Raw genomic sequence first — 24,154 nt, forward strand, 5'->3', positions numbered from 1 at the left:
GCTTATTCCTCCACTTTCTGCGTGGTGACGCGGCGCCCCAGCCCAAATAGCTTATAGGCTGCAGTGACTGCCGCCAGGAAGATCATCCCGACAAACAGCGACATGCGGGTATCATCATTAAAGTACATCCCGATTAATACGCAAATCAGGAACGCCATCGTCAAATAGTTCGCATACGGGAACAGAATCGAGCGGAACGGATGGCTGGCAATCGCCTGTTTATGCGCATGGCGGAAACGCAGCTGGCTAATCAGAATAACGAACCACGGCACCATCCCCGGCAGCACGCTGGCGCTGTAGACATAAACAAATACGCGCTGCGGGTTTGGAATAATGTAGTTCAGGCATGAGCCAATCAGCAGGATGGCAATCGACACCGCCACACCCGCAACAGGCACACCCGCGCGGGACACTTTACTCATTGCCGCAGGCAACTGGTTGTTCTTCGAAAGCGCATAGAGCATACGACCACAGCTGTACATTCCGCTGTTACAGCCAGACAACGCCGCCGTCAGGACGACAAAGTTGATGATACCTGCCGCCGCCGTAATACCAATCTTCGCGAATGTTAAGACAAACGGGCTGCCTGTCGTGCCGATCTCATTCCACGGGAAGATGGTCACGATAACGAAGATCGCCCCCACATAGAAAATCAGGATACGCCACAGCACCTTACCCACCGCACTACGCAGCGTGACCTGCGGGTTCTTCGCTTCACCGGCTGTAATACCGATAAGCTCAACGCCCTGATAGGACGCGACAACGATACACAGCGCCGTCAGGAAGCCTTTCCAGCCACCAGCGAAGAAGCCGCCGTGCCCGGTCAGGTTACCGAAGCCAATCGCGTGACCACCGTTGCCAAAGCCGAAGAAAATGACGCCGAGACCAACCACAATCATCACGATGATGGTGGTGACTTTAATCATCGCAAACCAGAACTCGATTTCACCATAAAGGCGAACGGCTGCCAGGTTTGCCATTGCCACCAGCCCCACAGCAATCAGCGCCGGTATCCACTGGACCATATCCGGGAACCAGAACTGCACATACACCCCGATTGCGGTAATCTCCGAGATACCCACCGCCATCCACATAAACCAGTATGACCAGGCCGTCAGATAGCCGAAGAACGTGCTCATGTAGCGGTGCGCATAGACGGCGAAAGAGCCGGTCACTGGCTCCAGGAAGAGCATTTCGCCCATCGAACGCATGATGAAGAAAACGAACAGGCCAGCAATAATATATGCCAGCAGAACGGATGGCCCGGCCCATTTGAGCGTGCTTGCAGAGCCCATAAACAGGCCCACACCAATAGTGCCGCCCAGCGCTATCAGTTCAATATGACGAGCTTCCAGCCCACGCTGTAGCTCCGGTTTTTTCTCTGCCATAGATCCTCGGTTGTGTTTGCTGTTTCCCGGCTTAATACCAGGTATTGTTTTTTAGGGGTACTAAAATACGGAGCGAATGGTTTCTTAAATTCTGCAAAATGGCAAACAATGCATTAAAAAAATAAATGCATTGCACAGTTTCGCAGCAGTTTTGCAGGGGAGTTGCAGCGCGAACAGCATATCGCGCTACATTTTGATTACATTTTCCCGGTGTAGTGCCAGGCGAGATAACGCAGCAGACGGAGCTGGCGTTTAATACGTGTTGGTTGCGACAGCAGGCGGTACAGCCACTCCAGTCCCAGGTTTTGCCATACCTTCGGCGCACGTTTTACATGGCCAGTAAAGACGTCATACGTCCCGCCGACGCCCATATAGAGGGCATCCGGGCAAACCAGACGGCAATCACGCATCAGAATTTCCTGGCGCGGTGAGCCCATCGCCACGGTGACAATTTTCGCTCCGCTGTCGCGCACGCGGTCAAACAGCGCCTGCCGCCCCTCAGGTTTAAAATAGCCGTCCTGACTACCCACAATATTAACATTCCACTGACGCCGCAGCTTCTGCTCGGTCTGCGCCAGGACCTCAGGCTTACCGCCAATAAGAAATACGGGCGTGCCTTCTGCCCCTGCACGTGCCATCAGCTGTTCCCAGAGATCGGCCCCCGCGACGCGTGAAACATTAGCACCAGGAAACTTTTTGCGGATCGAGCGTACCACGCTGATACCGTCCGCGTATTTAAACTCGGCGGCGTCTATCAGACTTCTGACTTCAGCGTTATCTTCTACCGCCAGCATCTTCTCCGCATTGATGGCGACCAGCGTACCGGATTTCATCTGGCCACCCGCAAAGAGAAAATCCAGCGCGTGTTGCATATCGCGCCAGCCAATAAGCTGCAGGCCACGCAGCGCGTAGCGCGGTGCAGAGGTTGTGTCGGTCATGACTATCCTTACTCAGACTTGCGACAGCGTTCTGCTGCCCTGTGGCTCGCGCTTATGCACAAGCCCTGCACTGTCAAACAACCAGTACAGCAGTTTGGCCAGCAGCAGGCAGACGCCGAAAACGACCATGAAGAAAACCACGCGCGAGACGAATGAATCCAGCCCCTCGCGCGCCAGAACGATCATATTGAAAATGGCACCAAAGCAGAAACTGTGCAAAATGGCGGCCTTGTAGCGGTTAGTCTCTTCGTTGCCGAGCACATAGAGCCAGTCAAACCATTTGATAATCAGCCCTACCACAACCGCGCCCGGCAGAATAAACCAGCTTCCGCCCATTACCACCAGCGAACCAATCAGCGTAGGGGAAATGGCCAGACCTGAATGGTTGTTCAGCACTTCCCAGGTGAAGTAGTTCGCTGTGTTGAGCACAGCACCCGGGCGGTCAGGCCACAGCCACGACGGGATAAACACATAGAAGTCACGCACAATGGGTGCCAGCCCCTGGAAATCGATCTTGTCGTAGTTTTGCAGCAGTAAAGCGAGGTTTTCCCACGGCGAGAAGGTGTCGCGCGTGAGATACAGGAAGGTGTAAAACGCTTCGTCACCGGCCACGTTCAGTCCATAGCGCTTAAGAGCCAGCCAGAACATCCCCACAATGCCAAACACGCCCGCTGCCGCCAGCATCCACAGGGAGATCCACCCGCGAATGATGCCGATAAACAGGAAGATCGCAAAGGCGATAATAATGTTGGCGCGCGTCCCACCCACAATCATGTAGGTCAGGAAACCAAAGGCCACCGTGCTCACCAGGAAAAAGAGCCAGGCCTTACTGTCCTGGCGCAGGAAAAAGATCACCAGCATTGCCGGGATGAAGAAATAGAAGAAGCGCTTAAGCGCCACGCCCGAAACTTCGGCAGAAAAAATCTGGCTGTAGGAGTGCAGCTTAAACAGCAAAAAGCCGTTATGCATGAAGAAGATCCCCACGCTGACCAGCGCGATGGTCATCAGCATTACCCACGTCAGATGGGTCTCTACCCTGTTCATGGTGAACAGCGGACGACGCGGCGCACTCGCTTTCACCGCACGCAGACGCGTTTTATAGGTGACGTAGTACACCGCATAGAAGCAGGTCGCCGACAAGAGTGCCTGGAGCAGGATTTCCGGCGGCGCGACACTCACGTCAAAACGGAAAACCAGAATACTGGTCAGCGGAAAACCGAAGAAGAAGGTCAGAAGAAACAGTAACGAGAAGAAGACGTTAAAGTTAAAACGCACGCGGCGGAACTCAAACCAGGTCAGAGTGGCGATAAATAGCGTGCTCAGAAGCCATACCACTAACAAGCCGCTGAATTGCAACTGGCTCATGCGTTGTCTCCTGAAGCGATACGCAGCGCACGGTGCCACGGCGTAAGGTAGTTCGGACTAAAGAAATCGATGGTACTTTTATCCACCAGCGCCAGTTGACGCTGAGCTTCACGTACCACCTCCACGTTCAGGGTATCCGTGGTGAACAGCACCGGAATGTGTTGTTCAGCCATATCCTGCCAGAACGGATTATCGCGATTAAGCACACAGGGAACGCCTGCCTGAATCAGCAGGCACAGCGTGCCAATCCCCTGCTGGCGGGCAAAGATGAAATAGCCGAGATCGCACTGGCGAAGCAGCGCCAGATATTCATCAAATTCCAGCTTATCGCGCAGGATGTTCACATTCTCCGGGCTAAACAGTCCCAGAGCCTGCTGGCGAACGTCATTGATGTAAGCATCATTATTGGCCGGATAGCCCATCGGCACAACGACATTTACCGTGTCGCCAAACTGCTGATGTACCGCCTTCAGCGCAGCAATATGCTCGTTACTGCGATCGCCTGAGTTACCCACCAGGATCGTCAGCTTACCCTCACGCGGCGTATCGTTTGCCATATTATTCAGCGCCGGGTTCATGCGTGTCGGGAAATAGAGCAGCTCACCGCGAACGTTGGGGTGCTGTTTCGCGAAGTAATTGAGATCGCCACGGGTGGCGAAAACACAGCCAACCCGCCCCTGCGCCATACGCCGTAGCGGGTAGAAGAGTCGGAACTTCCAGCCGCGGGAGACTTCATAGAGATCGGCCCCCCAGATATGCCAGCTGCACTGGGAAGGTTTAATCCCGCCGCTCAGGAGAGCCAGCCACAGACCGGTATTAAATTGTCCATGGAAGAAGAAGCGCTGCTCACGATCCGCTTTCGCTTTCGCGACAACCGCCTTTGCCAGGGCGGCTTTATCCGGCCAGAAGGTAAGCGTCAGCGCCGGACACATCTCGCTCAGGCCCCTGTCCTGGCCTGCAACCATAAACTCGCGTGCATCGGGATTGTCCGGGGCCAGCTCATCGTTGAAGAACCGCAAAACGGTCTGGTTATGGTGTGGGATATCCGATCCCAGTATGTGAATCAGTGCAGTCATGCGCGTTTACGCCAAAGTAAAAATACGCCGCAACAGGCAGCGAAATAAACGATATAGGTTGCCATATAGGCCTGAGCCGCCCCCAGTGCACCGTGTGCCGGGATCAGCCAGTGTGAGAACGCCGTCAGGAGCGTAAACTGGCTTATCTCTGCCAGGATATACAAACGCAGCGAGGCTTTCGCAATCACCAGATACCCGAATACGTAAGCGCCTACTTTCAGTACATCCCCCACCAGCTGCCAGGCAAACAGATCGCGCATGGCGATGAATTTCGCCGAAAAGAGCAGCCAGATGGCGACATCGCGCAATAACCACACGGTAAAACTGGCCGCCGCCACGGCGGGAAGTACAAAACGCAGCGAGCGGGTAATCTCGCGGGTAATATCCTGTCGGGAGCTCAGACGCGATAAGGTTGGCAGCAACCAGACGCTAAAGGAAGCCGTTATAAATTGGAGGTAGGCGTCAGAAATGCTGCTTACGCCCTGCCAAATTCCCACCTCATCCCAGCTGTAATGCGCCGCCAGCAGGTTTCGCATCATCACGTAAGCCACTGGCAGCGTAACAGAGGTAATGAGCGCCATCAGGGTAAATTTACCCAGTTGACCCGCAAGCACCTTGTCCCACTGCGGTTTCAGGTAGCTTAAGGGGATAACGCCACGACGCATCAGCATAAATGCCGCCGGAACGACCACTAACGCAGGTACCAGCGCCAGACCCAGCAGCGCGCCTTCATACCCGCCCAGGCGGTAGCAGAAGTAATAGGCGATAACACCTATAACACTGCCCAGGATCAGCGCAAGCGCGTTCCCGGCAGCATCACGAAACCCTTTCATCAGCGCCAGTAGCAGGTTAGCCCACGCGATCCCCATCTGAACCAGAGCGACCAGACGCACCAGCCCTTCATAATGCGTGTGTCCAAACAGCCCCTGGCTAATGGGGGCCGCCGCCAGCAGAAACACCGCGGCCAGCAGAGTAGAGAAACCTAACACCATCGCCGACGATGTGCCGACGACTTTGCGCAGCTGCGCTGCGTCATCCTGATGCTGTGCAACGTATTTCGTAACGCCGTTGAAGATCCCGGCGCCGGCCAATACCCCAAGGACGGTGACAAGCTGGCGGAAATTGCCCGCCAGACCCACCCCAGAAGGGCCGAATGAGACGGCCAACAGCTTGACGACCAGCAGCCCGGCGCCAATTTTGACAAGCGTGGACGCGGCGGTCCACACCGATGCTTTTGCCAGAGACATATCAGCCGAAATAGCTCAGAAGGGTATTAATCACCGTACGCTGGTTAACCGGCGCGAGGTTGTAGAACAGTGGCAAGCGAAGCAAACGCTCACTTTCTATCGTGGTATAGCGGTCTTCACCCGCGAATGTCCCGAACGCTTCACCGGCCGGGCTGGAGTGCAGCGGAATGTAGTGGAACACCGCCATAATCTCAGCCTCTTTCAGCCAGGCAATCAGCTTGCTGCGATCGTCGTTATCGCGCAGTTTGATATAGAACATATGGGCATTGTGGACGCAGTCTGCTGGAATGGTCGGCAGCGCAATACGCCCGGCTTTTGCCAGCGGTGCCAGCGCGTCGTAATAGGTCTGCCACAGGGACAAACGCTGCAGGTTAATGCGCTCTGCCGCCTCCAGCTGTGCCCACAGATACGCCGCCTGCAGATCCGCCATCAGATAGCTTGAGCCAATATCGCGCCAGGTATACTTATCAACCTGGCCACGGAAGAACTGGCTGCGGTTGGTGCCTTTTTCGCGGATCACTTCCGCACGCTCAACCAGCGCGCGGTCGTTAATCAGCGTCGCGCCGCCTTCACCACCTGCGGTGTAGTTTTTGGTTTCGTGGAAGCTAAAGCAGCCGATATGGCCAATGGTGCCGAGCGCGCGTCCTTTGTAAGTGGACATCACGCCCTGAGCGGCATCTTCCACCACAAACAGGTTATGCTTTTTCGCGATCGTCATAATGGTGTCCATTTCACAGGCCACGCCCGCGTAATGGACCGGAACAATCGCCCGCGTTTTATCAGTGATCGCCGCTTCAATCAGCGTTTCATCGATATTCATGGTGTCCGGACGAATATCCACAAAGACGATTTTCGCCCCGCGTAACACAAACGCGTTTGCCGTGGAGACGAAGGTGTAGCTCGGCATAATCACTTCATCACCGGGCTGAATATCCAGCAACAGCGCAGCCATTTCCAGCGACGCCGTACAGGAAGGGGTCAGCAGCACTTTAGCGCTGTGAAAACGCTGTTCCATCCACTGCTGGCAGCGACGGGTAAACCCACCATCACCGCAGAGTTTGCCGCTGCCCATAGCAGACTGCATATAGTCGAGTTCGGTTCCCACGACGGGTGGTGCGTTAAATGGAATCATCTTGTCACCTGTATAACCAGTAGGCGGTGGCGTCGATGTTGGCACCACTCGCAATATAACGTTTAAGCGCAGCGGTGTTGCCCATCTGGGTTGCCACCCGCAGCATCGAGACCTGTTGCTGCTGCGCCCAGTGTAGCGCCGCCTGCATGAGTTTCTCGCCCATACCCCGGCCGGCTAATAAGCCGATACGCGCCTCGCGCTCGTTGAGCTTGCGAAGCGAAACAAAACCCTGGATCTGGCCGTCCGCCGCGCGGAACACCAGGCAAACATGATCGAACGTCCCTTTTACTGCATTCTCAATCCACTGGGCATAAAAACGTCCGCTGTCCTCAGGTGCATACCAGGGGGCACGAAAGCGACTGCGGGCAAACGCCTGCGCCGCCATTTCGCGCAGCACCGGGATATCCTGCTCAGCGGCAACCTCCGCGCCTGGCGCCTCATGCCGGGTTAGCGTAATGGCAAGATCCACTTCGCCTTCCACCAGCTGAAAACCGTGTTGCTGAAGCGCATCCAGCAGGTCGGCGCGGTCCGCCGGGATCTTCGCCTGTACCCGCTGCCAGACGCGAAAGTCGGCGTCGGTCAGTGCCGGTGCAGTTTCGCGCAGACGCAGAATGGCTGAAGGCAGGCCAAAAAAATGGCTCTCCCACTCAAGGGACTCAAGCATCCCGTTCAGGTTGCTCAACGCCAGACACCTTTGGTATCAACAATGTAACGCTGCTGTACGGCATCAGCGGGGGTCGCTTTAAACTCTTTATGATCCACCAGCAGCACCAGTACGTCCGCCGTGGCCAGCGCGTCATCCAGCGCGGTAAGCGTGCAGTGCCCCGCCAGTTTTGCCGGCAGTTCATGAATATTCGGCTCGACCACCAGCGTTTCGCCCGTGTGCCATTGGGCAATCATCTCAGCAATTTCCATCGCCGGGCTTTCGCGCAGATCGTCGATGTTAGGTTTGAATGCCAGGCCAAAGCAGGCAATTTTCAGTTCACTGGCCCGTTTGCCACTCTCAGCCAGACAATCTGCCACCGTGGTTTTAACCTGGTTGAGAACCCAGTGTGGCTTGCTGTCGTTAACTTCACGCGCGGTGCGGATCAGGCGTGCCTGATCGGGGTTTTGCGCCACGATAAACCATGGATCGACGGCGATACAGTGACCGCCCACGCCCGGGCCTGGCTGCAGAATGTTAACGCGCGGATGGCGATTCGCCAGGCTGATTAATTCCCAGACGTTAATCCCCTGATCGGCACAAATGAGCGACAGTTCGTTGGCAAAAGCGATGTTCACGTCGCGGAAGCTGTTTTCCGTCAGTTTGCACATTTCTGCGGTACGGGCGTTCGTCACCACGCATTCGCCTTCGAGGAAAATCTTGTACAGCGCGCTGGCACGAGCGGAACAAACAGGCGTCATCCCGCCAATCACGCGGTCGTTTTTAATCAGTTCGACCATCACCTGCCCCGGCAGCACGCGCTCCGGACAGTAGGCGATATTGATATCGGCCTGCTCTCCCGCCTGCTGCGGGAAGCTTAAATCCGGCCGGGCTTCTGCCAGCCACTGTGCCATCTGCTCGGTTGCGCCAACCGGAGAAGTGGACTCCAGGATCACCAGCGCCCCTTTCTTGAGCACAGGTGCAATAGATTTCGCAGCGGCCTCGACGTAGACCATGTCGGGTTCATGGTCGCCTTTGAATGGCGTCGGCACAGCAATGAGATAAGCATCGGCTTCAACCGGCGTGGTACTGGCGCGCAGGAATCCCCCATCAACGGCCTCTTTGACCACGCGGTCGAGATCGGGCTCCACAATATGGATTTCGCCACGGTTAATGGTTTCCACCGCGCGCGCATTGATGTCCACGCCTACAACCTGTTTTTGACGAGAGGCAAATGCTGCCGCTGTAGGCAAGCCAATATAGCCAAGACCAATGACAGAGATGGTAGTAAAACTCATAGCGATACCCGATTGTGTTTAAGTGCATGCAAAATACGGCCACAAGCCAGCCCATCACCGTACGGGTTATGGGCCCGGCTCATCGCCTGATACGCTTCTTCGTCGTGCAGCAGGTGTGTCACTTCATCGACGATACGCTGCTTATCCGTGCCGACCAGACGCACCGTGCCCGCTTTTACCGCCTCCGGGCGCTCGGTGGTTTCACGCATTACCAGCACCGGCTTGCCGAGTGAAGGTGCTTCTTCCTGAATACCGCCTGAATCGGTGAGGATCAGCCAGGCATGATTCATAAGCCAGACAAACGGCATGTAGTCCTGCGGCTCAATCAGAAGGACATTTTCAACATGTCCCAGAATGCGGTTGACCGGCTCGCTGACGTTAGGGTTGAGATGCACCGGATAGACAATCTGCACATCTTCGTTTTGCGCGGCGATTTCAGCCAGCGCATGACAGATTTGCTCGAAACCCCGGCCAAAGCTTTCACGACGGTGGCCGGTGACAAGAATGGTTTTTTTGCCGTTGTTCAGGAACGGGTAGCGCGCAGCGAGTTCTGCCTGAAGTTCGTTGTTAGCCAGCACACGGTCACGCACCCAAATCAGGGCATCAATAACCGTATTGCCGGTCACAAAGATTTTTTTGTCGGCAATATTTTCACGCAGCAGGTTCTGGCGCGAATTTTCGGTGGGTGCAAAGTGGTACATCGCCAGGTGTCCGGTAAGCGTGCGGTTGGCTTCTTCCGGCCACGGCGAATAAAGGTTGCCGGTGCGCAGGCCCGCTTCAACGTGGCCGACAGGAATACGTTGATAAAACGCTGCCAGACTGGTTGCCACAGTGGTGGTGGTGTCGCCATGCACCAGCACGACATCAGGCTTAAAAGATTCCAGAATGGGCTTTAACTCTTGCAAGATACGGCAGGTAATCTCCGTTAATCCCTGCCCCGGCTTCATTATATTGAGGTCATAGTCCGGGACGATGGAAAAGAGCGTTAAAACCTGATCGAGCATCTCCCGGTGTTGCGCCGTGACGCACACTTTCGCTTCAATATCAGGATCGCTGGCCAGCGCATGCACCAGAGGCGCCATCTTGATGGCCTCCGGCCTGGTGCCAAATACGGTAAGTACTTTCACATCGATTCTCTTCGATTAGGCGATGAAGGCCGTAGCCTTCATCGTAGACGGCGTTCTTAATTTGTGCGACGACGTATTAACGCCACGCCAGCGCCCGTCAGTGCGCCCACAATCCCCCACATGATCATCAGGAATGCACGACGCGGACTATCGCGTTTTACAGGTTCTTCAGGCGTTCGCAAATAACGATAGGTCTGAAAACGCGGGTCCAGCGTTGGACCAACATTCAGGGTGGTGAGCATGGCGCGGTTTTGATCGTAGTCGAGGTCAAAATCAGGGCCAACGGCCTGTAGGTTTTCCAGACGAGCCTGCAGCATTGGACGACCAAGCAGGAACATTTCAGAATCAGGCAGTTCATCCGCCGGAACGTCCGTTTCGCTGCGAGAAATATTGTGCTGTTCCGCAATTTTGAGTGCCTGTTCAATGTTATGAACACGGCGGGAGAATATGGCTTTAGCCACCTCTTCCTGACGTTTTACCTGCGCTTTCATCTGGATGGTACGGGCCGCCCAGGCGCCTTTGAGTTCTTCATTAAGATGACTTGCGGCGCGCTGGCTGGCAAAAGCGACATACTGGCGCAACAGGTTATTGGCATCCGGCGCCGTCTCTGCAATCAGTTTGACGCTGTCATTAACATTACGCAGCGCATCGCCCGGCATAAACTGAATATTGTTAATCAGGTCATCCAGCAGCGCGGCATCGGCTTTGCTGTTGCCCACCATGCGTTGCTTGTAATAATCCGTCTGGCTCCAGAAATCACGACGCGTGTCCCAGGAGGCCAGCTGCATGACAAACTCTTTATACGCCTCATCCATAACGGAAGCCTGATCGGGCGTCGCCAGATTTGCCTTGATATCCAGGTTGCGCAGGAACTGCTGCTGGGAATAAAACCCACCGAGCATGTTAACCGTTGGTCTGTCTGTAATTGCCGTGGCGCTCCACTCCTGCTTTGCAAAGAAAGTGTAGGCCAGCGCTAACAGTGCGAACCCCAGCGCGATCCCCGCAATCCAAAGTTTGCCTGCCCATAACACGCGAAACAAACCCCGAATATCCAGTTCATTCTCAGTTACCACTGATTTCGCTCCCGCCAACGGTTGAGTCATCATAGTCCCGGTTTTACTTAGTTAATGTTGTGTTTTTGTCATTGTTACGACGCATCCTGCGTTTCAGACGTTTAATGAATCGCGCCACTTTCCATGCGCGCTTAATGCAGTAGCCGTACAGGAAAAATGCTAGCAAGAATAATACCAACATTACCCATTCAGGAATGAAATGAGCATATTCTGCGGCGACGCCAATCGCGGCCAGAATAGCGGCAGCAAGGGTAATCAGGACAAACGCCTGACGGGAAGTAAAGCCCGCACGCATGATGAGATGATGAATATGCTGGCGATCGGGAGAGAAAGGACTCATCCCTTTACGCAGACGGCGATACATAATCGCCACCATATCCATTAACGGAATGGCGATAATCCACAGCGCGGTTACCGGGCTAATCGGGTGAGTTTTACCCTGCGTAGTTTCGAGCAAAATCCAGATAACGGTAAAACCGATTAGCGTACTGCCGGCGTCACCCATAAAGACTTTATAGCGACGCCCCAGCGCACCGAGATTAAGGAGAATATAAGGCAGGATGGCGGCAATCATGGCAAAACACCACATTGACAGGCTGTACTGACCATCAAACCAGAGAATGATGCCGATTGCGGCAAACGAAACCGATGACAATCCGCCAAGCAGACCGTCAATACCATCCACCATGTTGAAAGCGTTAATCGCCGCCCAGACAGCAAAAAGCGTCAGGAAGAAGCCAAATGGACCCAGGACTAATTCCCATGGGCCAAAGACATAGCCGAGGCTTCTCAGGTAAAGTCCGCCGACGACCATCATTATCACGCCAATCGCCGCCTGAACGGTGGCGCGGATCTTCACCGCGATATCGAATCGGTCATCCAGTGCCCCGACAAGGACCAGGACACCCGCACAGGCAAGATAGAGTGCTGCGTGTGGAATATAATAATCCGCAATGCCAAATGTGAAACAAATGCCAGCGTAAACAGAAATCCCTCCAACCAGAGGAATAAGTCCCTGATGACGTTTACGGAAATTGGGCTTATCCACCAACCCTATTCTTTTTGCCACCTTACGCGCGATGAACAAAAAACAGGTTGTGAATAAAAAAATACTGATCAGCTCAGTAACGGCGGTGAGTAGATTCACAATGGATTGCTCTCAACAAATGTTAGTCCCGGAAGTATAACCATGAAGCCTCCGCCTCAGAAGTATTAAAGGTGGCTTCTTACAACTCCCTTTGTATATTTTTCAATCAATTATTTCTTTGACTGTACAAACGGTCCTATTGTCGCACCGACCGGTCAAAATTGGGAGTGTGTGGTAATAGCGTATAGTCCATAAAAGAAAAACGCCACGTAAAAACGTGGCGTTCACTGGCTTTATTTGCGTTACGAGCGCTTCATCATGTCGAAGAAATCGTCGTTGGTTTTGGTCATCGCCAGTTTGTTAATGAGGAATTCCATTGCGTCGATTTCACCCATTGGGTGGATAATTTTGCGCAGGATCCACATTTTCTGCAGCTCTTCCTGAGTGGTGAGCAGCTCTTCCTTACGGGTACCGGAACGGTTGTAGTCGATAGCCGGGAAGACACGTTTTTCTGCAATCTTACGAGAGAGGTGCAGTTCCATGTTACCTGTCCCTTTAAACTCTTCGTAGATCACTTCGTCCATTTTGGAGCCAGTATCGATCAGCGCCGTCGCGATGATGGTCAGGCTACCGCCCTCTTCCACATTACGTGCAGCACCGAAGAAGCGCTTCGGACGATGCAGGGCGTTGGCATCCACACCACCGGTCAGTACTTTACCGGAAGCCGGAACCACGGTGTTGTAGGCACGCGCCAGACGGGTGATGGAGTCGAGCAGAATGATAACGTCTTTCTTGTGCTCAACCAGGCGTTTCGCCTTCTCAATAACCATTTCCGCAACCTGAACGTGACGGGATGCTGGCTCGTCAAAGGTCGACGCCACAACTTCACCTTTCACCAGACGCTGCATCTCGGTCACTTCTTCCGGACGTTCGTCAATCAGCAGTACCATCAGCACGCAGTCAGGGTGGTTGTAGGCAATGCTCTGCGCGATGTTCTGCAGCAGCATGGTTTTACCCGCTTTTGGCGGTGCCACAATCAGACCACGTTGACCACGACCAATTGGCGAAGCCAGATCCAGCACGCGCGCGGTTAAGTCTTCGGTAGAACCGTTACCACGCTCCATACGCAGACGAGAGTTCGCATGCAGCGGCGTTAAGTTCTCGAAGAGGATCTTATTACGCGAGTTTTCCGGTTTGTCGTAGTTAACTTCGTTAACTTTCAACAGCGCAAAGTAGCGTTCACCCTCTTTTGGAGGACGAATCTTACCTGAAATGGTGTCACCAGTGCGGAGGTTGAAACGGCGGATTTGGCTGGGGGATACGTAGATGTCGTCAGGGCCGGCGAGGTAGGAGCTGTCTGCAGAGCGGAGGAAACCAAATCCGTCTTGCAATATCTCCAGCACACCGTCGCCAAAGATATCTTCGCCACTCTTAGCGTGCTGCTTCAGGATGGCGAAAATGATGTCCTGCTTGCGCATACGAGCCTGGTTTTCCAGTCCCATATTTTCGCCGAGAGTGATCAGCTCAGAAACCGGCGTATTCTTTAATTCGGTAAGATTCATAATGGTGTGGGTTCTTAAACTCGGGGTGATTCTCGAACTTAATGTTGTGAATGGTATGGCAGGGTCATCCATGCCTGTTTAGCGGCCATCAACTCATGTCTGTTCGCTGTCTGGTCACAGGGAAAGAACGCAGATCTGAAACGACAAGACGGATTGAGTGACAAGCCCGGAATTTAGCCACTTCACGCACTGTTTATGTTAACAACGGGAAGTTTCGGGTAAAACAAGATTCAAACAACAAGATATGTTTAAAACGAAGTCATAGCTAACTTAGCACGACTTAAGCCGGGCGTCCAGAGTTGCACATCATTTTGGCCTCTGGACGCGCAGCGGAGAAACCTTACGCCAGGTTAGCGTCGAGGAACTCTTTCAGTTGACCTTTAGACAGTGCGCCCACTTTGGTCGCCGCCACTTCGCCGTTTTTAAACAGCAGCAGGGTCGGGATGCCACGGATGCCGTATTTTGGCGCGGTACCCGGGTTCTGGTCGATGTTCAGCTTGGCAACAGTCAGTTTGCCCTGATATTCGTCAGCGATCTCATCCAGAATCGGGGCGATCATTTTGCAAGGACCACACCATTCAGCCCAGAAATCGACGAGGGTCAGCCCGTCAGCCTTAAGTACGTCCGTGTCAAAACTGTCGTCAGTCAGGTGAATAATTTTATCGCTCATATATAACTCCACAGGAATAAGCCTGGTGCGTTGGTTTCGCCTTCATCAACGACGTGTTGATGTCGCATTAACCAACTAAAGGTTGACTTTATTTCACCGGATACGCTTTCGTAAAGCAATAGTAAGCTGATATTCTACCACACTATGAGCAAAACACATTTAACAGAACAGAAGTTTTCCGACTTCGCCCTGCACCCAAAAGTGATTGAAGCCCTTGAAAATAAAGGGTTTCATAACTGCACGCCCATTCAGGCTCTCGCCCTGCCGCTGACGCTGGCCGGTCGTGACGTAGCAGGGCAGGCGCAAACCGGTACTGGCAAAACGATGGCGTTTTTAACGTCAACGTTTCATTATTTACTTTCTCATCCAGCGATTGCAGACCGCAAAGTTAACCAGCCGCGCGCGCTTATCATGGCTCCGACGCGAGAACTGGCGGTACAGATCCACGCAGACGCTGAACCTCTGACGCAGGCGACCGGCCTGAAGATTGGCCTGGCTTACGGCGGCGATGGCTACGATAAGCAGCTGAAAGTGCTGGAAAGCGGCGTGGATATCCTGATCGGTACCACTGGCCGTCTTATCGATTATGCAAAACAGAATCACATTAACCTCGGCGCAATCCAGGTTGTGGTGCTGGATGAAGCCGACCGTATGTACGATCTGGGCTTCATCAAAGACATCCGCTGGCTGTTCCGTCGCATGCCTCCGGCGAACCAGCGTCTGAACATGCTGTTCTCCGCTACCCTTTCTTATCGCGTACGCGAGCTGGCGTTCGAGCAGATGAACAACGCCGAATATGTGGAAGTGGAGCCGGAGCAGAAAACAGGTCACCGCATTAAAGAAGAGCTCTTCTATCCTTCTAATGAAGAGAAAATGCGTCTGCTGCAAACGCTGATCGAAGAGGAGTGGCCAGATCGCGCCATTATCTTCGCGAACACCAAACACCGCTGTGAAGATATCTGGGGCCATCTGGCTGCAGATGGTCACCGTGTGGGTCTGCTGACCGGCGATGTGGCACAGAAAAAACGCCTGCGTATTCTCGACGAATTTACCCGTGGCGATCTCGATATTCTGGTCGCAACCGACGTGGCCGCGCGTGGTCTGCACATTCCCGCCGTCACGCACGTCTTCAACTATGACCTGCCGGATGACTGCGAAGACTACGTACACCGCATTGGTCGTACCGGTCGCGCAGGTGCAAGCGGTCACTCCATTAGCCTTGCGTGTGAAGAATATGCGCTGAATCTCCCGGCGATTGAGGCCTACATTGGTCACTCTATTCCACAGAGTAAATACAATCCGGATGCGCTGTTAAGCGAACTGCCGCCGCCTAAGCGCCTTACCCGCGCCCGCTCCGGCAATGGCCCGCGTCGTTCTGGCGCACCGCGTAATCGTCGTCGTTCAGGTTAAGAAAATATGCTCAGCTCCACCTCGCTTTATGCGGCAATTGATCTCGGTTCGAATAGTTTTCATATGCTGGTTGTGCGCGAGGTGGCGGGAAGCATACAAACGCTGACGCGCATTAAGCGCAAGGTCCGCCTCGCGGCGGGCCTGAGCAGCGATAATTATCTCTCTCCCGAAGCCATGGAACGTGGCTGGCAGTGTCTGCGTCTCTTTGCCGAACGCCTGCAGGATATCCCCCATTCGCAAATTACCGTTGTCGCCACCGCGACGCTACGCCTGGCAGTAAACGCCGTGGATTTTATTGCCAAAGCGCAGGAAATTCTCGGGTGCCCGGTTCAGGTTATCAGCGGTGAAGAAGAAGCACGTCTGATCTATCAGGGTGTTGCGCACACGACGGGCGGCGACGATCGCCGTCTGGTCGTCGATATCGGGGGTGCCAGCACCGAGCTCGTCACCGGCACGGGCGCGCAGGCGACCTCGCTGTTCAGCCTGTCGATGGGCTGTGTGACCTGGCTTGAGCGCTACTTTGCCGATCGAAATCTGGGTAAAGAAAACTTCGACGAAGCGGAAAATGCTGCCCGCGAGGTGTTACGTCCGGTAATGGACGAACTGCGCTATCACGGCTGGAAAGTTTGCGTGGGTGCGTCAGGTACCGTGCAGGCGTTGCAGGAAATCATGATGGCCCAGGGGATGGACGAGCGGATCACGCTTACCAAGCTCCAGCAGTTAAAACAGCGCGCGATTCAATGTGGTCGCCTGGAAGAGCTGGAAATAGAAGGCCTGACGCTGGAACGCGCGCTGGTCTTCCCGAGCGGCCTGGCCATTTTGATCGCCATTTTTACCGAGCTGAACATCCAGTGTATGACGCTGGCCGGTGGTGCGCTGCGTGAAGGTCTGGTCTACGGAATGCTGCATCTTTCGGTTGATCAGGACATCCGCACCCGAACCCTGCGTAACGTACAGCGTCGCTTTATTGTCGATACCGATCAAGCGCAACGGGTAGGTCAGCTGGCATCATTGTTTGCCGATCAGGTAAAAAACAGCTGGGATATTGATCCGTTAAGCCGCGATCTGCTGCTAAGTGCCTGCGCGCTGCATGAAATTGGGCTGAGCGTCGAGTATAAGCAGGCGCCGCTGCACGCAGCCTGGCTGGTGCGTAATCTCGATCTGCCGGGCTACACGCCGGCACAAAAGAAACTGCTGGCAACGTTACTGTTGAACCAGACCAACGCCGTTGACCTCTCCTCGTTACATCAGCAAAACGCCGTGCCGCCGCGCGTGGCCGAGCATCTGTGCCGCCTGCTGCGTCTGGCAATTCTGTTTGCCAGCCGACGTCGCGATGATTTGCTGCCCAATATTCATCTGGTGGCGGATGACGAAAGGCTGTCTCTGACGCTGCCGGAAAACTGGATTGATAATCACCCGCTTGGGGCAGAGATGATTGAGCAAGAGTGCCAGTGGCAGAGCTATGTCCACTGGGCGCTTGAAGTGAAGTAACACGCTGTGCATTGCCGGGCGGCGGCTTCGCCTGACCCGGCCTGCAAATTCTTATCCCTTCTCTTTGGCTTTAGCCAGCATGGCGCGAATGTTCGCGACGTTAGCCTGACCTTTGTGCATTCGTTCTTCAGCGGTTATCACCTTGCGCTCCTGCTCCCAGATCAGGTCATCCTGCGGCAACTCCAGCAGGAAACGGCTCGGCTCAGGGCGAACCAGTTCCCCATACTGACGGCGCTCTTTACACAGCGTAAATGTTAATTCTTTCTGCGCGCGGGTAATGCCCACGTAGGCCAGACGACGCTCTTCATCGACGTTATCTTCATCAATGCTGCTCTGGTGCGGCAGTAAGCCCTCTTCCATGCCGACCAGGTAGACATACGGAAACTCCAGCCCTTTAGACGCATGCAGCGTCATCAGTTGAACCTGATCGGCTTCCTCTTCGCTCTCACCGCGCTCCATCATGTCGCGCAGCGTAAAGCGGGTAACGACCTGGGTCAGGGTCATCGGCTCGTCGATTTCTGAGCCTTCCAGCATTTCCGTCATCCAGCTGAACAGCTGGTTAACGTTTTTCATGCGCATCTCTGCCGCCTTCGGGCTGGCAGAGGTTTCATACAGCCAGGACTCATAGTCGATGCCGTGGATCAGATCGCGAACGGCAGCAACCGGTTCGCGCTCCGCCAGACGCTGGACTTCGCCAAGCCAGTGGGTAAAGCGGGTTAAGGAATCATAACCGCGCCCGGTTAACGTCTGGCTCAGCCCCATATCGAAGCTGGCGGTAAACAGGCTTTTGTTGCGCGTCATCGCCCATTCACCGAGCTTTTGCAGCGTCGCCGGGCCGATTTCACGTTTCGGCGTGTTCACGATACGCAGAAAGGCGCTGTCGTCATCCGGGTTGGTGAGCACACGCAGATAGGCCAGCAGATCTTTGATTTCAGGGCGCGAGAAGAAGGAGGTTCCGCCGGAAATTTTGTACGGGATGCGGTTCTGCATCAGCATCTTTTCAAAGACGCGCGACTGGTGGTTGCCGCGATAGAGGATCGCGTAATCTTTATATTCCGTTTTATTGACGAAGTGGTGCGCAATCAGCTCGCCCGTCACGCGCTCCGCTTCATGCTCTTCATTATTGGCACTGAGCACTTTGAGCTCCGTGCCATAGCCAAGTTCCGAGAAAAGGCGTTTTTCGAAGACGTGCGGGTTATTGGCAATCAGGATATTTGCCGCTTTCAGGATGCGCCCGGATGAGCGGTAGTTCTGTTCCAGCTTGATCACCTGCAGCGCCGGAAAATCTTTGCTCAGCAGCACCAGGTTTTGTGGGCGCGCGCCGCGCCAGGAGTAGATTGACTGGTCGTCATCGCCTACCACGGTGAAACGCGCGCGCTGTCCCACCAGCAGCTTCACCAGCTCATACTGGCTGGTGTTGGTGTCCTGGTATTCATCCACCAGCAGATAGCGGATTTTGTTCTGCCAGCGTTCACGCACCTCTTCATTACGCTGCAACAGCAGCGTGGGCAGCAGGATCAGATCGTCAAAATCCAGCACGTTACACGCTTTCATATGTGCATCGTACAGACCGTAGCAGTGAGCGAAGATCCGATCCCGCTCACCTTTGGCGCTCGCCGCTGCCTGAGCGGGGGTCATCAGATCGTTTTTCCAGTTAGAGATCGTCGAGATCAGCTGCTGCAACAGCACTTTGTCATCTTCGATCAGCCCCTCGGTAAGCTCTTTAAGCAATGCCACCTGATCGGTGTCATCGAAAAGCGAGAAGTTAGACTTCATCCCCAGCGCCGCGTATTCGCGTTTGATGATATCCAGCCCCAGCGTGTGGAACGTGGAGATCATCAGGCCTCGCGCCTCTTTACGCCCCAGCGTCTGGCCGACACGCTCTTTCATTTCGCGCGCCGCTTTGTTGGTAAAGGTCACCGCAGCGATATGCCGGGCCTGATAGCCGCAGCCGCGGATCAGGTGGGCGATTTTGTTCGTGATCACACGCGTTTTGCCGGAGCCAGCCCCCGCCAGCACCAGACACGGTCCGGTGACAAATTCGACAGCTTGTTGTTGTCCGGGGTTTAAACGCATAAATGATCACTCAATGAAAGTCAGGAGGGGAGAATAACAGCGTGGTAGTATAGCGAGCCTAATCCATACCACTCAAGGCACGATCATGGCAAAAACAGCAGCAGCACTGCATATCCTTGTTAAAGAAGAGAAACTGGCTCTGGATCTTCTGGAGCAGCTCAAAAACGGCGCCGACTTCGGCAAGCTGGCGAAGAAGCACTCCATTTGCCCGTCAGGCAAACGCGGCGGTGACTTAGGGGAATTCCGTCAGGGTCAGATGGTTCCGGCGTTCGACAAAGTGGTCTTCTCCTGCCCGGTACTGGAGCCGACTGGCCCGCTGCACACGCAGTTCGGCTACCACGTGATTAAAGTGCTGTATCGGAAATAAACAGCAAGGCCTTCTCTAAGAGAAGGCCTTTAATGTTTGCACCCTCTCCCCGTGGGAGAGGGGCGGGGTGAGGGCATCAGCCCGCACCTGGTGTTAACCCGCTACCGCGATACGTTTCATATCAGTCATGTAGCCACGCAGTTTGTGACCTACTTTCTCGATCTGGTGGCTGCGAATCGCTTCGTTCACATCGCGCAGTTGCGCGTTATCTACCGCACCTTCCGCAATGGCTTTGCCCAGATCGCCCGGCTGCAGGGTGGTCATGAACTCTTTCAGCAGCGGTACGCATGCATAAGAGAACAGGTAGTTGCCGTACTCAGCGGTATCGGAGATAACCACGTTCATTTCGTACAGACGCTTACGGGCGATGGTGTTCGCGATCAGCGGCAGCTCGTGCAGAGATTCGTAGTACGCAGACTCTTCGATGATGCCGGAATCCACCATGGTTTCGAACGCCAGCTCAACACCTGCTTTTACCATCGCGATCATCAGTACGCCTTTGTCGAAGTACTCTTGCTCGCCGATTTTACCTTCATACTGTGGCGCAGTTTCGAACGCGGTCTTACCGGTCTCTTCACGCCAGGTCAGCAGTTTCTTATCATCATTCGCCCAGTCAGCCATCATGCCGGAAGAGAACTCGCCGGAGATGATGTCGTCCATATGTTTCTGGAACAGCGGCGCCATAATGGTTTTCAGCTGTTCGGACAGCGCGAAAGCACGCAGTTTCGCCGGGTTGGACAGACGATCCATCATCAGCGTGATACCGCCCTGCTTCAGCGCTTCGGTGATGGTTTCCCAGCCGAACTGAATCAGTTTTTCTGCGTATGCCGGGTCGGTACCCTCTTCCACCAGCTTATCGAAGCACAGCAGTGAACCGGCCTGCAGCATGCCGCACAGAATGGTCTGCTCGCCCATCAGGTCAGATTTCACTTCAGCCACGAAGGAAGATTCCAGAACGCCCGCACGGTGGCCACCAGTAGCCGCTGCCCATGCTTTCGCGATCGCCATCCCTTCGCCTTTCGGATCGTTTTCCGGGTGAACCGCGATCAGCGTCGGCACGCCGAAGCCACGCTTGTACTCTTCACGGACTTCTGTACCCGGACACTTCGGAGCCACCATCACTACGGTGATGTCTTTACGGATCTGCTCGCCCACTTCAACGATGTTGAAGCCGTGAGAGTAACCCAGCGCCGCGCCGTCTTTCATCAGCGGCTGAACGGAGCGCACAACATCAGAGTGCTGTTTGTCTGGCGTCAGGTTAACAACCAGATCCGCCTGTGGGATCAGCTCTTCGTAGGTACCCACTTTGAAGCCGTTTTCGGTCGCTTTACGCCAGGAAGCACGTTTTTCAGCAATTGCTTCTTTGCGCAGGGCGTAAGAGATATCCAGCCCGGAGTCACGCATGTTCAGACCCTGGTTCAGACCCTGCGCGCCACAGCCGACGATGACCACTTTTTTACCCTGAAGGTAGCTCGCGCCATCAGCAAATTCATCGCGCGCCATGAAGCGGCATTTGCCCAGCTGCGCCAGCTGCTGGCGCAAGTTCAGTGTATTAAAGTAGTTAGCCATGGGTGATACCTCGTGATGTTGTGTGTCTTATTGTTCGGTTCGCGTTTCAGCGAGAATGTACCCACATTACAACAGGAAATTTATTGCGGAAATTGATATATTCACAACGTCACGTTGCAATATCTGCAATGTAAAAAGGGGGAGTGGAATCCGTGGATTTACGCGATCTGAAAATGTTCCTGCATCTGGCGGAAAGCCGCCATTTTGGCCGTAGCGCCCGGGCCATGCACGTTAGCCCGTCCACACTTTCGCGCCAGATCCAGCGCCTTGAAGAGGACCTCGGCCAGCCGCTGTTTGTGCGGGATAATCGCACCGTTACCCTCACGGAAGCGGGCGAAGAGCTGCGGATCTTTGCTCAGCAGACGTTGCTGCAGTATCAGCAGCTTCGACACGCCATCGATCAGAAAGGGCCGTCTTTATCCGGCGAGCTACATATTTTCTGCTCCGTAACGGCCGCCTATAGCCATCTTCCCCCTATCCTTGACCGTTTCCGCGCGGAGCATCCCTCGGTTGAAATTAAGCTCACCACCGGCGATGCCGCCGATGCCATGGAAAAAGTCGTCACAGGCGAAGCCGATCTGGCCATTGCCGGGAAGCCCGAAACCCTGCCGGGCGCGGTGGCGTTCTCTATGCTGGAGAATCTGGCGGTGGTGCTGATCGCCCCGGCGCTACCCTGCCCGGTGCGTAATCAGGTGTCGGTGGAAAAGCCGGACTGGTCATCGGTGCCGTTTATCATGGCCGATCAGGGTCCGGTGCGACGCCGTATCGAACTCTGGTTCCGTCGTCAGAAAATCAGTAATCCGTCGATTTACGCGACGGTGGGTGGACACGAGGCGATGGTCTCAATGGTGGCGCTTGGCTGCGGCGTGGCGCTGCTGCCGGAAGTGGTGCTGGAAAACAGCCCGGAACCGGTGCGCAATCGCGTGATGATTCTGGAGCGCAGCGACGAAAAGACGCCGTTCGAGCTTGGCGTGTGTGCACAAAAAAAGCGGCTGCATGAGCCGCTTATTGATGCGTTCTGGAAGATATTGCCGAACCATTAAAGTCGGGTGGCGCTACGCTTACCCGACCTATACGCAGACCTCCCCTTAGCCCGCGAGGAAGAAGCGGAACGCCGGGTTGTGGGTTTCATCATGGCACTCATAGCCCAGCTCGTTCAGACGCGTTTCGAAATCCGGCTCGTGCTCGGCCAGTTCAAACGCGGCCAGCACGCGGCCATAGTCGGTGCCGTGGCTGCGGTAGTGGAACAGCGAGATGTTCCAGTGCGTGCCCAGCGTATGCAGGAACTTCAGCAACGCGCCCGGGGATTCCGGGAACTCAAAGCTGTAGAGACGTTCCTTAAGCGGCTTCGACGGACGACCACCGACCATATAACGTACGTGCAGTTTCGCCATCTCATCGTCAGAGAGATCGACCACGCTGTAGCCGCCTTCGTGCAGCAGGTTGAGGATCTCTTTGCGCTCTTCCAGACCGCGGCTTAAACGCACGCCGACAAAAATACAGGCGTCTTTCGCATCGGCAAAACGGTAGTTGAACTCCGTTACCGAACGGCCACCAAGCAGCTGACAGAACTTCAGGAAGCTGCCCTTCTCTTCCGGAATGGTCACCGCCAGCAGGGCCTCACGTTGCTCGCCCAGCTCGCAGCGTTCAGAAACGTAACGCAGACCGTGGAAGTTGACGTTAGCACCCGAGAGCACGTGCGCCAGGCGCTCGCCGCGAATGTTGTGCTGGGCAATGTATTTTTTCATTCCAGCCAATGCCAGCGCGCCGGACGGTTCCGCCACCGCACGCACATCCTCGAAGAGATCTTTCATCGCCGCGCAGATCGCATCGCTGTCGACGGTGACGATGTCGTCAAGATACTCCTGGCACAGACGGAAGGTTTCGTCGCCAATACGTTTCACGGCCACGCCTTCGGCAAACAGCCCAACGCGCGGAAGATCGACCGGATGACCCGCATCCAGCGCGGCCTTCAGGCAGGCTGAATCTTCCGCTTCCACGGCAATCACTTTGATCTGCGGCATCAGCTGTTTGATCAGCACCGCCACGCCTGCAGCTAAGCCACCGCCGCCCACCGGAACGAAAACACGGTCAAGATGGGCATCCTGCTGCAGCAGTTCCAGCGCCAGGGTACCTTGTCCTGCAATCACCATCGGATGGTCGAACGGCGGTACCCAGGTAAAGCCCTGCTGCTGCGCCAGCTCAATCGCTTTGGCTTTTGCTTCGTCAAAGTTAGCGCCGTGGAGCAGCACTTCGCCGCCGAAGCCACGCACCGCATCCACTTTGATGTCTGCCGTGGCAACCGGCATCACGATCAGCGCTTTCAACCCCAAACGGGCAGACGAGAACGCCACACCCTGCGCGTGGTTGCCCGCCGACGCGGTAATCACGCCGCGTGCTTTTTGCTCGTCGGTCAACCCGGCCATCATCGCGTAGGCCCCGCGCAGCTTGAAGCTGTGCACCGGCTGACGGTCTTCGCGCTTCACCAGAATCACGTTGTCGAGGCGCGAAGAGAGTTTTTCCATTTTCTGCAGCGGGGTGACCTGCACCGCTTCATAGACCGGCGCGCGTAGCACTGCCCGGAGATATTCCGCCCCCTCAGGGGCGGCGGATAAGGGTTGTGACTCGGCCATCA

General features: G+C 55.0%; 20 protein-coding genes. 4 read left to right on the forward strand and 16 right to left on the reverse strand.

Features of this window, described 5'->3' with window-relative positions; translation table 11 throughout:
• Positions 1-2: 2 nt before the first annotated feature.
• The 13 genes from thrP to trxA all read right to left on the reverse strand — a co-directional run bounded on the left by thrP (position 3) and on the right by trxA (position 14,606).
• On the reverse strand, positions 3-1,388 hold the full coding sequence (thrP, locus tag VF709_RS21610) for a bifunctional threonine/serine APC transporter ThrP (RefSeq protein WP_114519463.1): 1,386 nt from the start codon (positions 1,386-1,388) through the stop codon (positions 3-5).
• A 197-nt stretch (positions 1,389-1,585) separates the two neighbouring features.
• Positions 1,586-2,326 (reverse strand): lipopolysaccharide N-acetylmannosaminouronosyltransferase, encoded by a 741-nt coding sequence (wecG, locus tag VF709_RS21615; RefSeq protein WP_062729358.1) that lies wholly within the window; start codon positions 2,324-2,326, stop codon positions 1,586-1,588.
• Between the two features lie 12 nt (positions 2,327-2,338).
• A complete protein-coding gene (gene wzyE, locus VF709_RS21620) occupies positions 2,339-3,691 on the reverse strand; it encodes an ECA oligosaccharide polymerase (RefSeq protein ID WP_014833719.1) in 1,353 nt (450 codons plus the stop codon).
• Positions 3,688-4,767 carry a TDP-N-acetylfucosamine:lipid II N-acetylfucosaminyltransferase gene (locus tag VF709_RS21625; protein ID WP_020685970.1) on the reverse strand — a complete coding sequence of 360 codons (1,080 nt, stop codon included), beginning with the start codon at positions 4,765-4,767 and terminating at the stop codon, positions 3,688-3,690. The genes wzyE and VF709_RS21625 overlap by 4 nt, the downstream gene beginning before the upstream one ends.
• Positions 4,764-6,014: a lipid III flippase WzxE gene (wzxE, locus tag VF709_RS21630; protein WP_013099272.1), complete on the reverse strand. Its 1,251-nt coding sequence runs from the start codon at positions 6,012-6,014 to the stop codon at positions 4,764-4,766. The genes VF709_RS21625 and wzxE overlap by 4 nt, the downstream gene beginning before the upstream one ends.
• Position 6,015: 1 nt before the next feature.
• Positions 6,016-7,146: a dTDP-4-amino-4,6-dideoxygalactose transaminase gene (rffA, locus tag VF709_RS21635; protein ID WP_149896976.1), complete on the reverse strand. Its 1,131-nt coding sequence runs from the start codon at positions 7,144-7,146 to the stop codon at positions 6,016-6,018.
• Positions 7,147-7,150: 4 nt separating this feature from the next.
• Entirely contained in the window at positions 7,151-7,828 is a 678-nt protein-coding gene (gene rffC, locus VF709_RS21640; RefSeq protein WP_149896975.1) for a dTDP-4-amino-4,6-dideoxy-D-galactose acyltransferase, read from the reverse strand.
• Positions 7,825-9,087, reverse strand: coding sequence for a UDP-N-acetyl-D-mannosamine dehydrogenase (gene wecC / locus VF709_RS21645; RefSeq protein WP_095428118.1), 1,263 nt, complete (start codon positions 9,085-9,087; stop codon positions 7,825-7,827). The genes rffC and wecC overlap by 4 nt, the downstream gene beginning before the upstream one ends.
• Positions 9,084-10,214 (reverse strand): non-hydrolyzing UDP-N-acetylglucosamine 2-epimerase, encoded by a 1,131-nt coding sequence (wecB, locus tag VF709_RS21650; RefSeq protein WP_028028026.1) that lies wholly within the window; start codon positions 10,212-10,214, stop codon positions 9,084-9,086. Before wecB ends, wecC begins: the two co-directional genes overlap by 4 nt.
• Positions 10,215-10,270: 56 nt before the next feature.
• Positions 10,271-11,317, reverse strand: a complete 1,047-nt coding sequence (wzzE, locus tag VF709_RS21655; protein WP_028028025.1) for an ECA polysaccharide chain length modulation protein — start codon at positions 11,315-11,317, stop codon at positions 10,271-10,273.
• Positions 11,318-11,330: 13 nt separating this feature from the next.
• On the reverse strand, positions 11,331-12,434 hold the full coding sequence (gene wecA, locus VF709_RS21660) for a UDP-N-acetylglucosamine--undecaprenyl-phosphate N-acetylglucosaminephosphotransferase (RefSeq protein WP_014833726.1): 1,104 nt from the start codon (positions 12,432-12,434) through the stop codon (positions 11,331-11,333).
• Positions 12,435-12,676: 242 nt separating this feature from the next.
• Positions 12,677-13,936, reverse strand: coding sequence for a transcription termination factor Rho (rho, locus tag VF709_RS21665; protein WP_001054528.1), 1,260 nt, complete (start codon positions 13,934-13,936; stop codon positions 12,677-12,679).
• Positions 13,937-14,276: 340 nt separating this feature from the next.
• The gene (gene trxA / locus VF709_RS21670; RefSeq protein WP_004386384.1) at positions 14,277-14,606 is read right to left on the reverse strand and encodes a thioredoxin TrxA; all 330 of its coding nucleotides are present in this window, start codon (positions 14,604-14,606) and stop codon (positions 14,277-14,279) included.
• Between the two features lie 144 nt (positions 14,607-14,750).
• On the opposite strand from trxA, the gene rhlB reads away from it, so the two are divergent.
• Both rhlB and gppA read left to right on the forward strand, forming a co-directional pair.
• Complete coding sequence (gene rhlB / locus VF709_RS21675; protein ID WP_013099279.1) at positions 14,751-16,016, forward strand: ATP-dependent RNA helicase RhlB; 1,266 nt, start codon at positions 14,751-14,753, stop codon at positions 16,014-16,016.
• Between the two features lie 6 nt (positions 16,017-16,022).
• Positions 16,023-17,507 (forward strand): guanosine-5'-triphosphate,3'-diphosphate diphosphatase, encoded by a 1,485-nt coding sequence (gene gppA, locus VF709_RS21680; RefSeq protein ID WP_013099280.1) that lies wholly within the window; start codon positions 16,023-16,025, stop codon positions 17,505-17,507.
• A 51-nt stretch (positions 17,508-17,558) separates the two neighbouring features.
• Here the strand turns inward: gppA and rep are convergent, their stop codons facing one another.
• The gene (rep, locus tag VF709_RS21685; protein WP_013099281.1) at positions 17,559-19,583 is read right to left on the reverse strand and encodes a DNA helicase Rep; all 2,025 of its coding nucleotides are present in this window, start codon (positions 19,581-19,583) and stop codon (positions 17,559-17,561) included.
• Between the two features lie 85 nt (positions 19,584-19,668).
• On the opposite strand from rep, the gene ppiC reads away from it, so the two are divergent.
• Positions 19,669-19,950 (forward strand): peptidylprolyl isomerase PpiC, encoded by a 282-nt coding sequence (gene ppiC / locus VF709_RS21690; protein WP_013099282.1) that lies wholly within the window; start codon positions 19,669-19,671, stop codon positions 19,948-19,950.
• A 93-nt stretch (positions 19,951-20,043) separates the two neighbouring features.
• Here ppiC and ilvC read toward each other — a convergent pair whose 3' ends face one another.
• The gene (gene ilvC, locus VF709_RS21695; RefSeq protein ID WP_013099283.1) at positions 20,044-21,519 is read right to left on the reverse strand and encodes a ketol-acid reductoisomerase; all 1,476 of its coding nucleotides are present in this window, start codon (positions 21,517-21,519) and stop codon (positions 20,044-20,046) included.
• Positions 21,520-21,671: 152 nt separating this feature from the next.
• Here ilvC and ilvY point away from each other — a divergent pair, with 152 nt between their 5' ends.
• Entirely contained in the window at positions 21,672-22,562 is an 891-nt protein-coding gene (gene ilvY / locus VF709_RS21700) for an HTH-type transcriptional activator IlvY (RefSeq protein WP_038420965.1), read from the forward strand.
• A 45-nt stretch (positions 22,563-22,607) separates the two neighbouring features.
• Here the strand turns inward: ilvY and ilvA are convergent, their stop codons facing one another.
• Complete coding sequence (gene ilvA / locus VF709_RS21705; RefSeq protein WP_014833732.1) at positions 22,608-24,152, reverse strand: threonine ammonia-lyase, biosynthetic; 1,545 nt, start codon at positions 24,150-24,152, stop codon at positions 22,608-22,610.
• Between the last annotated feature and the right edge of the window lie 2 nt (positions 24,153-24,154).

The sequence above is a fragment of the Enterobacter sp. Lyrl_3 genome (genome assembly GCF_051948675.1).
GTDB classification, from domain to species: domain Bacteria; phylum Pseudomonadota; class Gammaproteobacteria; order Enterobacterales; family Enterobacteriaceae; genus Enterobacter; species Enterobacter cloacae.